Origin of the sequence: Xanthomonas sp. NCPPB 1128, assembly GCF_001043115.1 — a bacterium.
Classification (GTDB): domain Bacteria; phylum Pseudomonadota; class Gammaproteobacteria; order Xanthomonadales; family Xanthomonadaceae; genus Xanthomonas_A.
Genome location: NZ_LFME01000034.1, coordinates 17295 through 32619 on the forward strand (window position 1 = coordinate 17295; position 15325 = coordinate 32619).

The 15325-nt window shown below is 69.3% G+C and carries 10 protein-coding genes; 3 read left to right on the forward strand and 7 right to left on the reverse strand.

Annotation, left to right across the window (positions count from 1 at the left end; genetic code table 11):
- The first annotated feature begins 42 nt into the window (after nt 1–42).
- Nucleotides 43–1743 (forward strand): BatD family protein, encoded by a 1701-nt coding sequence (locus ACP93_RS17615; protein WP_162208504.1) that lies wholly within the window; start codon nt 43–45, stop codon nt 1741–1743.
- 94 nt (nt 1744–1837) lie between these two features.
- On the opposite strand, the gene fos is transcribed toward ACP93_RS17615, so the two are convergent.
- Nucleotides 1838–2248: a fosfomycin resistance glutathione transferase gene (fos, locus tag ACP93_RS17620; RefSeq protein ID WP_048491963.1), complete on the reverse strand. Its 411-nt coding sequence runs from the start codon at nt 2246–2248 to the stop codon at nt 1838–1840.
- A gap of 171 nt (nt 2249–2419) precedes the next feature.
- Here fos and ACP93_RS17625 point away from each other — a divergent pair, with 171 nt between their 5' ends.
- Entirely contained in the window at nt 2420–3709 is a 1290-nt protein-coding gene (locus ACP93_RS17625; protein WP_048491964.1) for a dicarboxylate/amino acid:cation symporter, read from the forward strand.
- Nucleotides 3710–3938: 229 nt separating this feature from the next.
- Nucleotides 3939–5939, forward strand: coding sequence for a transketolase (tkt, locus tag ACP93_RS17630; protein ID WP_048491965.1), 2001 nt, complete (start codon nt 3939–3941; stop codon nt 5937–5939).
- A gap of 196 nt (nt 5940–6135) precedes the next feature.
- Here tkt and ACP93_RS17635 read toward each other — a convergent pair whose 3' ends face one another.
- The 6 genes from ACP93_RS17635 to ACP93_RS17660 all read right to left on the reverse strand — a co-directional run bounded on the left by ACP93_RS17635 (nt 6136) and on the right by ACP93_RS17660 (nt 15029).
- Nucleotides 6136–6900 carry a DUF2894 domain-containing protein gene (locus tag ACP93_RS17635; RefSeq protein WP_048491966.1) on the reverse strand — a complete coding sequence of 255 codons (765 nt, stop codon included), beginning with the start codon at nt 6898–6900 and terminating at the stop codon, nt 6136–6138.
- Nucleotides 6890–7540, reverse strand: a complete 651-nt coding sequence (locus ACP93_RS17640) for an OmpA family protein (RefSeq protein ID WP_048491967.1) — start codon at nt 7538–7540, stop codon at nt 6890–6892. The genes ACP93_RS17635 and ACP93_RS17640 overlap by 11 nt, the downstream gene beginning before the upstream one ends.
- Complete coding sequence (locus tag ACP93_RS17645) at nt 7537–9993, reverse strand: DUF802 domain-containing protein (RefSeq protein ID WP_048491968.1); 2457 nt, start codon at nt 9991–9993, stop codon at nt 7537–7539. The genes ACP93_RS17640 and ACP93_RS17645 overlap by 4 nt, the downstream gene beginning before the upstream one ends.
- A 10-nt stretch (nt 9994–10003) precedes the next feature.
- The gene (locus ACP93_RS17650; protein ID WP_048491969.1) at nt 10004–10735 is read right to left on the reverse strand and encodes a DUF3348 domain-containing protein; all 732 of its coding nucleotides are present in this window, start codon (nt 10733–10735) and stop codon (nt 10004–10006) included.
- Between the two features lie 276 nt (nt 10736–11011).
- The gene (locus ACP93_RS17655) at nt 11012–13750 is read right to left on the reverse strand and encodes a TonB-dependent receptor (RefSeq protein ID WP_048491970.1); all 2739 of its coding nucleotides are present in this window, start codon (nt 13748–13750) and stop codon (nt 11012–11014) included.
- Nucleotides 13751–13883: 133 nt separating this feature from the next.
- Nucleotides 13884–15029: a phosphatidylinositol-specific phospholipase C1-like protein gene (locus tag ACP93_RS17660; RefSeq protein WP_048491971.1), complete on the reverse strand. Its 1146-nt coding sequence runs from the start codon at nt 15027–15029 to the stop codon at nt 13884–13886.
- Between the last annotated feature and the right edge of the window lie 296 nt (nt 15030–15325).

The window sequence follows — 15325 nt, forward strand, 5'->3', positions numbered from 1 at the left end:
TTCAAGCGACTGGGCCAGGGGGCACGCGATTGCGCGGTACTGATGGTGTTGGCCGCGCTGCTGCTGGCCTTGCCGGCGGCTGCCGCCACGCGCGCGTGGCTGGATCGGGACAACGTTGGCGCCGGCGAGGGGGTGACCCTCAACATCGAGACCGACCAGGCGGCGGCGACGCCGGAGTACGCGCCGCTGCGCGCGGATTTCGCGCTCAGCAACGAGGTCAAGAGCCGGCAGATGCAGATCGTCAACGGTGCGGTCTCGACGAAGTCCTTGTTCGGGGTGATGCTGACGCCGCGCGGCACCGGCACGCTGGAGATTCCGTCGCTGCAGGTCGGCAACGAGCGCACTGCGCCGTTGCGGCTAGAGGTCGCTGCGGCCAGTGCCGCGGTGCCGGCCACCACCAATGCCGATGTGCCGGCGCAGGTGGGCAACGCCGACGTGTTCGTGCAGACCGTCGTCGACGACGCGCGGCCCTATGTGCAGCAGAGTGTGGGCGTGGTGGTGCGGCTGTATCTCGGTGTGCCGCTGAGTTCCGGCGAACTCGATCTGGATGCGCCGGCCGGTGCGTCGCTGCAGCGCGTCGGCGACGACATCCAGAACCGTCGCCAGATCGACGGGCGCATGTACACGGTGGTCGAACGGCACTATCTGCTGGTCACCGAGCGGAGCGGCTCGCTGTTGCTGCCGGGGGCGCGTTTCAGCGGTCGTGGTCCCACCGGTTTCTTCGACGACTACTTCGGCCGCGGCGGCGAACTCAATGCGCGTGGCACCGCACAGACCCTGCAGGTGCGCGCGCAGCCGGCCAATGCGCCGCAGCCTTGGCTGCCGCTGCACGAACTGCGCCTGCGCTACACCGCCACGCCGCAGCGCGCCAAGGCCGGCGAGGCCGCCGACATCGTGGTCGAGGCGACCGCACGCGGCGCGACCCAGGCGCAGTTCCCCGAGCTGCCCACGCCCAGCGTCGATGGCGCGCAGGTGTTCGCCGAGCCACCGCAGGTGCAGGAACGCTTCGTCGACGGCGGTCCGCAGGTGACCGTCAGCCGCCGCTACTCGATCGTGCCGCAGGCGGCCGGTCCCTTGTTGGTGCGTGGCCTGCGCATGCCGTGGTGGGACGTCGGCGCGGGTGCCGCACGCGAGGCCAGCCTGCCGGACCTGACCCTGCAGGTGCAGCCAGGACAGGGCATGCCTGCGCCGGCCCCGGCCAGCCCCACGGCGCCGACGCTGAGTGTGGTGCCTGCCGACAATGCGGTGGCGCCGACGCACACGTTGCAGGAACGGCTGGCCTCGTTGCCGCTGTGGATGGCGCTGGCCGCGGGCTTCGCGGTGCTGTGGCTGGCGACCCTGATCTGGGCCTGGCGCCGCGTCCGCCGCACGCGCGCTGCCGCAGCGCTGCCGGCGACGGCGCCCGATGCTGCGCCTGGCGCGACATCGGCACCCGCGACTGCACGCGTCGCGCTGCCGGAGCTGCGCAAGGCCCTGGACAGCGGTGGCCTGGACGACGTCGCGGCGATCCTGTGTGCCCAGGCCGGCGTCGCCGACCTGGATACGGTGGTGCAGCGCCTGGACGATCCGACGCAGCGCGATGCGGTGCGACGCATGCAGCACGCACGCTGGGGCGGTGGCGGCGATGTGAGCGGCGCGCGCGCCGCGTTGCGCCAGGCGTTCTGGGCTGGGCCGCGCTGGCGCACTAAGCCGCGCAAGCAGGACAAGGACGAGTTGCCGCCACTGTACCCGCGTGATGCGTGAGGCATTGGCGCTCGCGGCCCGCGATTGGCGGGCGCTGTGACGCGGGTGTTTGCCGACGAGGACGCGGTGGTGCCGGGACGATGGCGCCGCTTGCTCAGTCGAGGAAGCGCATTCCCGCATACGGCCGCGCGCGACACGAGGCCAGCCGCGAATGCAGGTCGCCGACATGCGCCTCCAGGCGATGCCCATCCGGATCGAGGAAATACAGCGAGTCGCCTTCGCTGCGATTGCGCTGCCACAGCGGCACTGCGTGATCTTGCAGGCGCTGGGCAAAGTCGGCGAAGGCGTCGGCGGCGATGGAGAACGCATAGTGCGTGTAGTCGGCCGACGCCGCGGGGCCGCGCTGCGGGTCCAGCGACAGGCAGAGCCACAGTTCGCCCAGACTCAGGTAGGCGCCGTGGTCCCAGCACGCATGCGCGCGCAGACCGAGGACATGCCGGTAGAACTCCAAGCTGCGCTCCACGTCGCGCACGGCCAGCGTGAGGTGGTTGAATCCGGTCAGCATGGGCGGCGTTCGAGACGGTTGATGTGGGCACTTTAGCGTCTGCGCCGTAGGCACGCTGGCCGCCGTATGGCCCTGCTGCGGGGCGCAGGGCGGACACCGGTCATGCGATGACTTAAGAACGGCCAGTGTGGGTTTGTTAAGCTCCACGCTTCTTCTGGCCAGGCGCTGCTCATGACCGATACCCCCGTGAAGGCCGAAACCGGCATGCCGTTGCACTGGAAAATGGCGATCGGCTTCGTCCTCGGGCTGGTGCTGGGCCTGGCGGTGCATCTGAGCGTGGGCGGCGATGCGGCCTGGGTGCAGGCGCTGACCAAGTACCTCACCACGCCATTTTCCAAGCTGTTCCTCAACCTGATCTTCATGCTGATCGTGCCGCTGCTGTTCTCGGCGCTGGTGATGGGCATTTCGGAGATGGGCGACATCCGCGCGCTCGGCCGCATCGGCTGGAAGACGCTGGGCTACACGGTGGTGCTGTCCGGCGTGGCGGTGCTGCTGGGCCTGGTGCTGGTCAACGTGCTCAAGCCCGGCATCGGCGTGGATCGCGAGCTGGCGCAGCAGTTGCTGCAGCAGAACGTGGAGCGCACCGCGCAGATCGTCGACCAGAGCAGGCACCAGCCGCACGGCATGGACATGCTGCTGTCGATCGTGCCCGACAACGTGGTCGAGGCCGCGTCCAGCAACGGCGCGATCCTGTCGCTGATGTTCTTCGCGGTGATGTTCGGCGTGGGCATGGTGCTCAGCGAAGACGCCAAGGTGGCGACGCTGCGGCGCGGCATCGAGGGCGTGTTCGAGATCTCGATGACCCTGATCGGTCTGGTGATCCGCCTGGCGCCGTATGCGGTGGCGTGTTTCATGTTCAACCTGGCGGCACTGTTCGGCTTCGAGTTGCTGGTGCGGCTGGGTGCCTACGTGGGCGTGGTGGTGCTGGCGCTGGGCCTGCACATGGTGGTGAGCTACGGCGTGGCGGTGCGCCTGGCCGGGCGCTCGCCGCTGTGGTTCTTCCGCGCCACCCGCGAAGCGACGGTGATGGCGTTCTCCACCGCGTCCAGCAACGCCACCCTGCCGACCGCGCTGCGCGTGGCCGACCAGATGGGGCTGCCGCACAAGGTCTCGCGCTTCGTGCTGACCGTCGGCGCCACCGCCAACCAGAACGGCACGGCGCTGTTCGAGGGCGTGACGGTGATCTTCCTGGCGCAGTTCTTCGGCGTGGAGCTGAGCATCGCGCAGCAGTGCATGGTGATGCTGGTCTGCATCCTCGGCGGCATCGGCACCGCCGGCGTCCCGTCCGGCTCGCTGCCGGTGGTGGCGCTGATTTGTGCGATGGTCGGCGTGGACCCGGTCGGTATCGGCATGATCCTGGGCGTCAACCATTTCCTAGACATGTGCCGCACCGCGCTGAACGTGACCGGCGACCTGGCGCTGACCACGCTGGTGGCCAAGGGTGAGGACGGCCGGGATTAGGGATTGGGGATTGGGATTGGTAAGGCGGCAGTGTCGCCGCCTGATGGGCCACGCGCGGAAGCGGCTTCAGCCGCGATGGACCATCCTGGCAAACGCCTGTCGCGGCTGAAGCCGCTCCTACGCCATCTCAGGCATGCAGCCGGTGACGCTCCGAAGCCCCAATCCCCAATCCCCGCCTGTGGGACAATAGCGGACCCGACGCCACGCGCCCGCTTCCGACAGATCCCTCATGACGACGCCCACCCGCCGCGAACTCGCCAACGCGATCCGTTTCCTTGCCGCCGATGCGGTCGAGGCCGCCAATTCCGGCCATCCCGGCATGCCGATGGGCATGGCCGACATCGCCGAAGTGCTGTGGAACGACTTCCTCAGCCACAACCCAAACAATCCGCACTGGTTCAACCGCGACCGCTTCGTGCTGTCCAATGGCCATGGTTCGATGCTGCAGTACGCGCTGCTGCACCTGTCCGGCTACGACCTGCCGATCGAGGAGCTCAAGCGCTTCCGCCAGTTGCACAGCAAGACCGCCGGCCATCCGGAACGCAGCGAGACCCCGGGGGTGGAGACCACCACCGGTCCGCTCGGCCAGGGCTTCGCCAACGCGGTCGGTTTCGCGCTGGCCGAGAAGCTGCTGGCGCAGCGCTACAACCGCCCCGAGCACCAGATCGTGGACCACCGCACCTGGGTGTTCATGGGCGACGGCTGCATGATGGAAGGCGTGTCCCACGAGGCTGCCTCGCTGGCCGGCACCTGGGGCCTGGGCAAGCTGGTCGCGTTCTGGGACAACAACCATATCTCCATCGACGGCAACACCGCCGGCTGGTTCAGCGACAACACCCCGGCGCGGTTCGAGGCCTACGGCTGGCACGTGATCCGCGACATCGACGGCCAGGACGCCGATGCGGTCAAGGCCGCGATCGAGGCGGCCATCGCCGAGAGCGAGAAGCCGACCCTGCTGTGCTGCCGCACCACCATCGGCTTCGGTGCGCCGACCAAGGCCGGCAAGGAATCCTCGCATGGCGCCGCGCTGGGCAAGGAAGAGCTGGAAGGCGCGCGCAAGGCGCTGAACTGGCCGTATGCGCCGTTCGAGATTCCGCAGGCGATCTACGACGGCTGGCGCGCCGGCGGTGCCGGCACGCTGCGCCAGGCCGAGTGGGAGCAGGCCTTCGACAAGTACGCCAAGCAGTACCCGGCCGAAGCCGCGGAACTGACCCGCCGCTCGCATGGCGAGCTGCCGGAGGACTTCCTCGCCCAGGCCGACGCCTACATCGCCAAGCAGGCCGCTGAATGCCAGACCATCGCTTCGCGCAAGGCCTCGCAAATGGCGATCGAAACCTTCGCGCCGCTGCTGCCGGAACTGATCGGCGGTTCGGCCGACCTGGCGCATTCCAACCTGACCCTGTGGAAGGCCAGCAAGTCGGTCGCCAGCGACGATCCGAACGCCAACTATGTGTACTACGGCGTGCGCGAGTTCGGCATGACCGCCATCGCCAACGGCCTGGCGCTGCATGGCGGCTTCATTCCGTTCGACGCCACCTTCCTGGTGTTCAGCGACTACGCCCGCAACGGCGTGCGCATGAGCGCGCTGATCCCGGCGCATGCGATCCACGTCTACACCCACGACTCGATCGGCCTGGGCGAGGACGGCCCGACCCACCAGCCGGTGGAGCACCTGGCGTCGTTGCGCTACATCCCCAACAACGACGTGTGGCGCCCCTGCGACACGGTGGAGTCGGCGGTGTGCTGGAAGGCCGCGATCACCCGCAAGGACGGCCCGAGCTGCCTGGTGTTCAGTCGCCAGAACCTTCCGTTCCAGGCTCGCACTGAGGCGCAGATCAAGCAGATCGAGCGCGGTGGCTACGTGCTGGCCGATGCCGAGGGCGGCACGCCCGACGTGATCCTGATCGGCACCGGCTCGGAAGTCGGCCTGGCGGTGGAAGCGAAGCAGGCGCTGGATGCCGCTGGCCTGAAGACGCGCGTGGTGTCGATGCCGTGCACCGACGTGTTCGATCGCCAGGACGCTGCCTATCGCGAGTCGGTGCTGCCGTCGGCGGTGCGCAAGCGCGTGGCGGTGGAAGCCGGCGTCACCGCGTTCTGGCGCGCCTATGTGGGCCTGGACGGCGCCGTGGTCGGCATCGACAGCTTCGGCGCCTCGGCGCCGGCGAACGTGCTGTACAAGCACTTCGAGATCACCGCCGAGCACGTGGTGGCGGCAGCGAAGGCGCTGTAAGCCAGCGTCCACGATGGGTGACGGAAAAGGCCGGCGCATGCCGGCCTTTTTCTTGTCAGTGCGTGTGCGTCGTATCAGGGAAAAGCGGATTCCGTAGGAGCGGCTTCAGCCGCGACCGCCGTTCTCTGTAATGCCCGTCGCGGCTGAAGCCGCTCCTACAAAGACGGTATCAGCGCTAGGTGCACTGGCGATGCGGTCAACCGCGCTTGCGCGGCTTGCTGCGCGGTGTCGCCGGTTTGCTGGCGGCGCTGCCGGATTGCTGCGGCTTCGCCAGTGCGCCGCCATCGTGTAATTGCTGCAGCCAGGACAGTGCGTCGACGTAGGACAGGAAGTGCTGCAGGTAGCCGGGCGAGAGCGTGCGCATCAGCGCCAATGCGCGATGCACCAGCACGCCGGAGTTGAGCGGGCCGGCATCGGTGGGGGCCGGTTGCAGCGACTGCCGCAACTGGCTGCGGCTGCGCAGTTCGGTCCACAGCCGGCGCGCGTCTTCGACCGCGGGCAGTTGCGGCGCGGTGAGTCGCGCCGCGGCGGTTGCTGCGGCGGGCGAGGGCGCTGGTGCAGGGGCTTCTGCGCCGCTTGCGTCGGCCGCCCTGGAGGCTTCGCCGCCGGCATCCAGGTCGGTGGCGGTGCCAGCGGCGTGGTCGGTGCCGGCGCGGGTCGCAGTGGCCGCGGGGCGGCACTGTGCCAGCAAGGCACCGAGCGGGCCGGGTTGCGTCGCTCGCACCGTCGCGGCGGGCTCATCGTCGACGACGCCCTGCGGCGCCGCGGCCAGTGTCGCGGCATAGGCATCGAGCAGGGCCGACAGCTTCTGCTCCAGCAGTTCCCGCGCCTTGCCTTGCTGTGCCTCGGTGCGGCGCGCCAGTGCTTCGATGACGCGGAAGCGCAGCGGGTCCAGCCGCTCGGCATGCTGTGCACGCCAGGCGGCGAGGCGATCGGCGGCGGCGATCCGATCAGGGCGCATGCGGTGTCGCGGCGCGCTTGCGCATGCGCGGCAGCGGTGCCATTTCCACGCGGCGATTGCTGGCGCGTCCGGCCTCGTCCACGTTCGGCGCCACCGGCTGCTGCGCGCCGAAGGCCGCGGCGAAGACGGCATCGGCCGGGACGCCTGCCTCGATCAGCGCTCGGGTCACGGTCAACGCGCGTTCGGCCGACAGCTCCCAGTTGTCGGCGAACTGGCGATTGCTCTCGCGCACCTGGCGGTCGTCGGTGAAGCCGCTGACCATCAGGATCTCGTCGCGCGCCTTGAGGTAGCCGGCCAGTGGCGCGGCCAGGCTCTTCAGCAGGTCGCGGCCCTCCGGCTGCAACTGGTCGGAGTTCAGCGCGAACAGCACGTTGCCGCGGATGCCGATGCGGCCGTCGACCAGGGTCACCCGGCCCGCCGCAAGCGGCGCGGCCAGCGCCTGTTCCAGGGTCTTGCGCTGTTGCGCTTCCAACTGACGCTGGCGCATCTCCGCATCCAGCTTGTTCGACAACTGCAACTGCACGCCGATCACCCCGATCAGGATCAGCACGAAGGCGCCGAGCAGCACCGACATCAGGTCGCCGAACACCGCCCAGACCGGCGCGCCGCTGTCCGCGTCGAGTTCCAACTCGTCGCTCATGCTGCGTCGGCCTGGTCGGGCGCCTGGCGCGCGGCGAGCTGGCGCAGCTCCTCGGTGATCTGCTGCTGCGAGAGCATGCTCAGGTCGATCACCTCACGCGCCTGCGCCACGTAGTAGGCCAGTTGTTCGTCGCTGCGCGCCAGCGACTTGTCCAGTGCCTGCTCGATGCCCTGCAGGCGTTCCAGCAGGGCCATGTTCGATTCGCCGAAGGCCTGCACCGCGCCGGAGAACGCGTCGCCCAGGCTGGCGACCTCGGTGGCGCCGGCGACGACCTGCGCGGCGGCGTCGTCGAGCTTGCCGGTCTGCGCTTCGATCTGCTCGGTGAAGCGGCTGCCGACGCGCTCCAGCAAATCCGCCGAGGTTGCGACCAGGGCATCCACCGCGCTGCGTTGCTCGGTGGAGGCGTGGTTGACCGCCTTCAGCAAGGTCTGCAGCGTGGCCAGCAGGCGGTTGCGCTCGTCGAGCATCGCGGTGTCGCGGACCATGCTGTCGGAGAGCTTCTGGCGTAGTTCCGCGACCATGTCGGCCGCGGCTTTCGGCGCTTCCGAGGCCACCTGCACCAGCCGCTCGATCTCGGCGATGGTGTCGCGCGCCTGCGCCTGGCTCTGCTCGGACATCGCCGCGGCGGTCTCCTGCAGGGTGCTGCAGATCTCCTGCTGGCGCTGCGCGATGCGCTCGCCGTGGTGCTCCCATTGCCCGCCGAGGGTTGCGGCCATGCTGGCGAAGCTGTCGGTCCAGGCCCGCAGGCGCGCCTGGTCGCGCGCTTCCAGCGCGTCCTGCAGGCCGGCATGCGCCTGCTGCAGCGTCTCGGCAAGCGCGGCGGCGCGCTGTTCCAGGCTGGCCGCGGCGGTGTCCAGCGCCTGCGCATTGCGCACCGCCAGGGCCTCGTTGATCTCGCGCTGCTGCGTCAGCGCCGCGCGCCAGGCCTGTTGCGCGGCCTCGGCGGTGGCGTCCAGGCGGGTCGCCACGGTCTCCAGCGCCTGCGCATGGCGTGTGGCGAGGGTGTCGTTGACCTCGCGTTGCTGTGTCAGCACCGCCCCCCAGGCCTGCTGGACGGCCTCGGCGGTGGCGTCCAGGCGCGTCGCCACGCTGTCCAGTGCCTGCGCGTTGCGTGCGACCAGGGCTTCGTTGGCGTCGCGCTGCTGCGCCAGCGCGGCGTTCCAGGCCTGTTGTGCAGTCTCGGCAGTGGTATCCAGGTGGCTCGTTACCGTATCCAGTGCCTGCGCATGACGCGCGGCGAGGCCGTCGTTGGCCTCACGTTGTTGCGTCAGGGCCTCGGCCCAGGCTTGCCGGGCGTCGTCGCTGGCGGCCTGCAGGCGGGCTGCGGTCGCCTCCACCAGGGTGCTGGCACGCTGTTCCAGGCCGTCGCCGGCGCGTTGCAGCGCGCTGCCGAGCTCCTGCAGCAGCGCGCCATTGGCGCGGTGCTGCGCGGCCAGCGCGCTGTCCCAGCGCTGCGTGGCCTGCTCGGCGGCCTGGGCGAAGCCGTTGGCCAGGCCGTCCAGTTGCCGCTGCACTGCCTGGCCGACGGTGTCCTGCAGCGCGGCGGTCTCGCGCGCCACGCCGTCGAGCGTGCGTTGCACCACCGGTTCCAGCGCGTCGCCGAACGCACGCGCGTGCGCGGCCACACCGGCCTGAAGGGCCTGTTCGACTGCCCCGGCCAGGCGCGTGTAAGCGGCCTCGGTGCGGCTGTGGAAGGCGTCCTGGCTGCTGACCAGACGGTCGCCGCTGACCGCACTGTGCTGTTCCAGCGCCGCCATCATCGTCTGCATGCGCTCGATCAGGCCCGGCATCAGCGTGGCCTGGGTCTGCAGCAGCTTGAAGGCCTCGTTGCGCTGGTAGGCCAGCGAGTGCGTGCGCAGCGCGGTGGCCGCATGCAGATCCAGTTGCTGCACTGCCTGCAGGCGCTCGCGCCGGCACAGCGCAGCGAGCAGGCCGAGCATCGCCGAGGCGGCCACGCCGGCGATGGAGGTGCCGAAGGCGAAACCCAGGCCCTTCAGCGGCGCCGCCAGCGAGGCGCGGATGGCATTCAGATCGGTGGCGCTGTCCAGCGCCAGGCCGGTGCCGCGCAGCGTCGCCATCATGCCCAGGAAGGTGCCGAGCATGCCCAGGAGCACCAACAGGCCGACCAGGTACGGGGTCAGCGCCGGCACCGGCAGGGCCGCGCGCTCGCCTTCGATGCGCAGGCGCACCGCGTTGCGCAGGCTCGGGTGCAGCCGTTGCAGCCAGCCGCCCAGATCGTCGCGCGCGGACTCGGCCTCGCGCAGCGCGGTCTGCAGGGTCGCGGTGGCCTGGCGGTAGCGGTACAGCTCGGCGATGCCGGCCAGGTAGCACAGGCCGATCAGCGCGGCGAAGCTGGCGCCCAGCGGGTTGGAGCCGAGATAGCCGACGCCGATCCAGCAGACCACGGCGAGGCCGGCGAGGAACAGGACGGAATGGAGCAGGGTCTTGGGCATGAGGGTCGAATCAACGGCTGCGAAGCGCGGCGAGCAGCGCTTCGATGGGATGGAAACGGACGTCCAGTTCGGCGCGCAGCACGCTGTGCAGGTCCTGGCGGAACAGGGCCAGCCAGGCCGCGTCGGACGGCGCCGGCGGAGCATCGGTGAGAGTTGGATCGGGAACAGGCGCGGCGGTGGCGCGCAGGCGCTGGAAATGCGTTTCCAGCAGGTTCGGCACCGTCGCCAGCAGGGTCTGCTCGCGCGGGCTGAGGGTCAGCTCCATGACCGCGTCGACCTCGGCCAGCCGCGCCATGTCGGGCGAAAGCGGGACCAAGGCATCGCGTAGCAGGCCGCGCAGACGCCCGGTGGCGGTGAGCATCGCCCGCTGCAGCGCCAGGTAGCGCTGGCGGAACGGCGCGTACTCGATGGGGGCATCGGGGTCGTGCTGGCGCTTGCCCACGGGCTTGCCGGTTTCCTTGGCGATGTCCAGGGCGATGCTCTCTTCCAGCGCGGCGCGCACGCGGCCGCATTCGGCCTCCAGCGCCGATGGTTCCGGCGCCGCGGGAGCGTCCTCGGCAGGCTCGGGCAGTTTGCCGTCCAGCGCCCGCGACACCGCCACCGCGCGGTTCCAGTCGATCCATTGGCCGAGCCGGTCGGCCAGCGCGGGGCTGGACGCGGGCATCGGCGCATCGCTCAGGCGCGCCAGCAGGCGAATGAAGGCCGGGCCCGGGACGGGCGCCCGTGGAAGGGCTTTCGCCATGTGAGTGGTCAAAAACCCGCAATTTTACACGCGAATGACATCCCCCGCCGGTACCCGCCCCGGAAGGGCGGAAACCGTTGCGTGGCGGGCGCCGCGCGGTATTGGCGGCGTGCAGGTGGGCTGGTGGCGCAGACGGCCGGGGATGCGTGATTGCGCTGGAACGGTGCGCAGGAAAACGCCCGCTATCCCACGCGCGCACCGCAACGCCGGTGGCGCATCGATGTCGGCGATACGCAGCACGGCCTCCGGCGTGCCGCGCCTGAGGCCGATGCCGCGTCAGTAGGTATAGCTCAGCGTGAGCATGTACACGCGCCCGGTTTCCACATAGGCGCCATCGGCACCGGGGTCGTAGGCCATGTAGCGCGTGGACTTGCCCTGGGTCTCGTAGAACGTGGCCGAGTTCAGCAGGTTCTTGGCGGCGATGCCGAGGTCGATGCCGTGCGGCAGGTGGTAGGTGGCGGTGAAGTCCAGCGACTTGACCGGTTGCAGGTAGTAGTTGAGCCGGTCGCTGGTCAGGCCGAGCAATTGCAGGCCGGTGTAGTTGTAGCTCAGGTCGGCGCGCAGGCGGCTGTCGTCGTAGAACAGGTCCAGGTTGTAGATGCGCTCGGGCGCACGCGGCAGCCAGGTCTTTTCGGGCTGGTCGGCGCGCTTGCTGTCGGCGGAACTGTGCTGCAGGGTCAGGTTGGCGGCGATGCCGAGATTGCCCCAGAACCCCGGCAGGTCCTGCAGGCGCTTGCTGCCGGCCAGCTCCACGCCGTACAGCCTGGCGGTACCGCCGTTCTGCGGCATGGTCACCGGCACGCCGTCTTCGAAGGTGGTGCCGGTCGGGACCAGGCCGCCGAGCGTGTTGTCGTTGCTGGTCGCCGACTGCGAGGTGTAGATGAAGCCGGTGATGCGCTTGTAGTAGGTCGAGGCGCTGAGCACGCCGCCGTTGCGGTCGTAGAACTCCGCGGACAGGTCGGCGTTGTCGGCCTTGCTCGGTTGCAGGTCGGGATTGGGTCTGGAGATGCCGATGACCTTCTGGGTGGGATCGACCGTGTACACGGTCTCGCCCGAGATCAGCCCGAACGCCGGACGGCTGAAGCTGCGCCGCAACGAGGCGCGGTAGACGGTGAGCTCGTCCGGGCGATAGTTGAGGCTGATGCCGGGCAATACCTCGCCGTAGCTGCGGCCGCTGCCGACGAAGCGGCCGTTGATGCCGTCGCCGTTCGATTGCCACGCGTCGGCGGAATAACGGGTCAGTTCGTAGCGCACGCCAGGCAGCACCGTCACCGCGCCGACATGCAGCGTGGCCATCACGTAGCCGGCGTAGATCGCCTCGGTGCTGGAGGTAGTGTTGGCGTTGTAGTCGTTGGCGGTATAGATGCCGGCGCCATTGGGATCGTTGACGTACTTGTACGGCACCGCCTGCGCTCGCACCCAGTCGCGGTCCAGGATCTTGAACGGGCCGGCATAGTGGCCATCGAAGGCGGCATAGGTGAGGCGCCCGGGCAGCGCGCTCAGCGGCGGGCCGCCGGCGTTGGGGAAGACGTAGTTGGTGCCGCCGAAGTAGGGACCGTTGTAGACGAAGTTGCCGTCCTTGTGGAAGAACGGGTGATCGTAGGAACCGCGGTCGGCGTGGTCGAGCGACAGGCCGGTCTTGACCTCGTCGAGCACGTCGCCGTCCACGCGGTAGCGGATGTCGGCATGCGCGCTGGCGCGGTTGTCGTGGCTGCCGGCATCGTGGCCCTGGGTCTTCCAGAACAGCGCCGAATCCAGGCTGTAGAAGAAGTTCTTCAGGGCCGGCGAACTGGGTTCGATGCTGGGATAGGTGGGATCGTTCAGGTCGAACGCGAAACTGCCCGGGGTGAAACCGTACAGGCTCGCGGCGACGTAGTCCGGTCGGCTGCGCGTGCCGCGGCCGAACGATCCGCCGTAGTCGAAGCGCAGGCGGTCCAGCGTGGTCTGTCCGCCCAGTTGCAGGGTGGCGAGGGTTTCCTTGATGTCGTGGGTGTTGAAGTAGCCGCCACGCACCGCGGTCGGCTGGTTGTTGACGGTTTCCAGGCGTGCGCTGGATTGGTCCTGTTGGCCGGTGACGTTGTAGCTGCCGTAGATGGCACGGGCGAAGAGGGACGTGTGCTCGCCCTGCCAGTCGAAGGCGAGGTTGCCGCCGTAGCGTTCGATCTGGCTGGTGTAGACGCTGTACTTGTAGCGGGCGCTGAGCAGCGGGCCGACGTCGCGCAGATCCACCGCCTTGGCCTGCGCCGGGTCCGCCGGGAAGTACGCGCTGTTGGGTGCCGGCGCCTGCGCCATGTTGTTGTTCTTGCCGTAGTAGGCCGAGGCATAGACGCCGAACGCGTGGTCGTCGCCGAACTTCCAGGCCAGCTCCTGTTGCACCGTGCCGCCGGTGTGCTTGCCGCCGAGGTCGGAGGCGAGCGCGTTGAACTGGCCTTGCGTGGTGGTCTTGCCGTAGAAATCGCCGTCGAAGTCGAACGCGCTGGGCGTGCGCATGTCGATCGCACCGCCGATCGCGTCGCCCGGCAGGTCCGGAGTCGGCGACTTGGAGACCTGCACCGACTGGATGCCGAACGGCGCCAGCATGTTCAGCGAGATCGCGCGCGTGGACGAATCGGTCTCGGGCATGCCGAAGCCGTTGAGGCGGTAGTTGTTGTAGCTGGCATCCAGGCCGCGGATGCTGACGTAGGCGTTCTCGCCGGTGGTGGCCTGGCCCAGGTGCATGTCGCTGTAGGCCGATAGGCCCGGCAGGTGCGCGACCACGTCGGCGATGCCGGCCGAGGGAATCGCGTCGATCTGCTGCTTGCTCATCACGCTGTTGACGCCGTTGGACAGGCGCTGTTCGTCCAGCGAACCCGGCACGGTGGCCTGCGCGGCCTGCACGTTGACCGAATCCAGGGTGGTGGTGCGCGCGCTGGCGTCAGGGACGTCATCGGCGTCGCTGGCGTGGGCGGCGGGCGAGAGCGCAAGCGCGAGGGCGATGGCACAGCACAAGGGGCGAGGACGATGGAAAGAGAGCATGGGGGGCGACTCGTTGGGGGAAACAGCGGTTGCGATCCGGGGTCCGGACGCGCCGATGCCGGCGCGCGGATCGCCAAGGCCTTCCATTGCGTGCGTCCAGGCTGTGGCCGCGACCCGTCGCGGCCGCGGGCGATCAGTGGCGCAGGTCGACGCCGTGGCAGTCGACGTGCGGACGTTGCGGATTGCAGCGGGCGACAGCGTCGCCGGGAAAGCGCACCACGTAGCCGGAGGCGGCCGGTTCGTGATCGGGGAAGTCGGTGCTGAGCAGTTGCGCGCCGCTGGCGAGCATGACGTCGCGCCGTGCGGTGTCGTTGCGCTTGGCTTCCTTGAGGTCGGCATCGGTGCGCGTGCGCACGAGATAGCCGGCCTTCACCAACTGCGCGATTTCCTCGGCGCTGCCGTCGTTGCGCTCGACGAAGGCGGCATCGTCGGTGCCGGGATCGGCGTTGGTGAAACACACGCGGCCGCGCAAGGACGGATGGCCCGCGACGTAGGCCGGGCCGACCGAACGCTGGTCGAGCAGGAACACCACCTTGCCGCGCGCGGCCGCCAGCGCCGGCCAGCCATGCGCGAGCACGGCAGCGTTGAGCGTGGCGGCGCTGCCGCGTACCTGGTCGGGGCTGATGTAGTCGTTCGCGGCGAACACCGAGCGCAGTTCGGCGTCCAGCGCATCCAGCGCCTCGCCGTCGAACGGCTCGGGCTGCACCGTGGGAAAGGCCGCCGGCACGGTCGATTGCTTGGTTTCCAGCAGGATGAAGATCGGCAGATGCCTGGGATGCCGTTGCGACCACGCCCGTACCTCGCGCAGGCAGGCCAGCAGCGGTTGGCAGGTGCTGCGTTGGTCGAGGTCCTGGATGTGCATGACCTTGAAGCCCGGTTGTTGCATCACACCCGGCGCGGCGATCGGCGGCGCCGGCGGCAGCCCGGCCTTGGCGAGTTGGTCGATCATCGCCGGGTGTGCGTAGCGCCCACCCTTGGCGTCGGCGTAGATGTCCAGTTCGATCTGGCGCACGCCATCGTCCAGTTGCTGCGTCAACGGCGGATGCCGGTAGTCCAGCACCGCGAACGTCGCCGGGTCCAGGCGTTTCCACAGCGCCGCTTCACTGGGCGCGAAGCCGGCGTGGTAGCTGTTGTGGCTGCCGATGTACTGCAGGTCGGTGAGTCTGGGCTGTGCGTGCAGCGTCAACGGCAACAGCGCCAATGACACCAGCCGCGCGCGCAATGCGGCTGATGCGTTGCGGGGCTTCGACGACCTCGGGACAGAGTGCTTGGAAGGCATCGCGGGCACGCTTGGTAACGATATCTCCACAGCATCCCGAACGGAGTTGACGCGTTTCCTGCGTGCGTGTTGCGGAATCGTGTCATGGCTGGTGCCGTGCCACGATCGTGCGCAGCGTCCCATGCGCGCGCGATCGTCGTCACCTTGTTGCGCCTGGTTGAAGGGCGCCTCCGAGAATTCGCTTTTGCCGCGACTCAGCGCGCGGCGGTCGCTCTTGTAGGAGCGGCTTCAGCCGCGACGGGGCATTCCCGGTAAGTCGCGTCGCGGCGGATGGCCCAAGGCCACGTCGAGCAGCT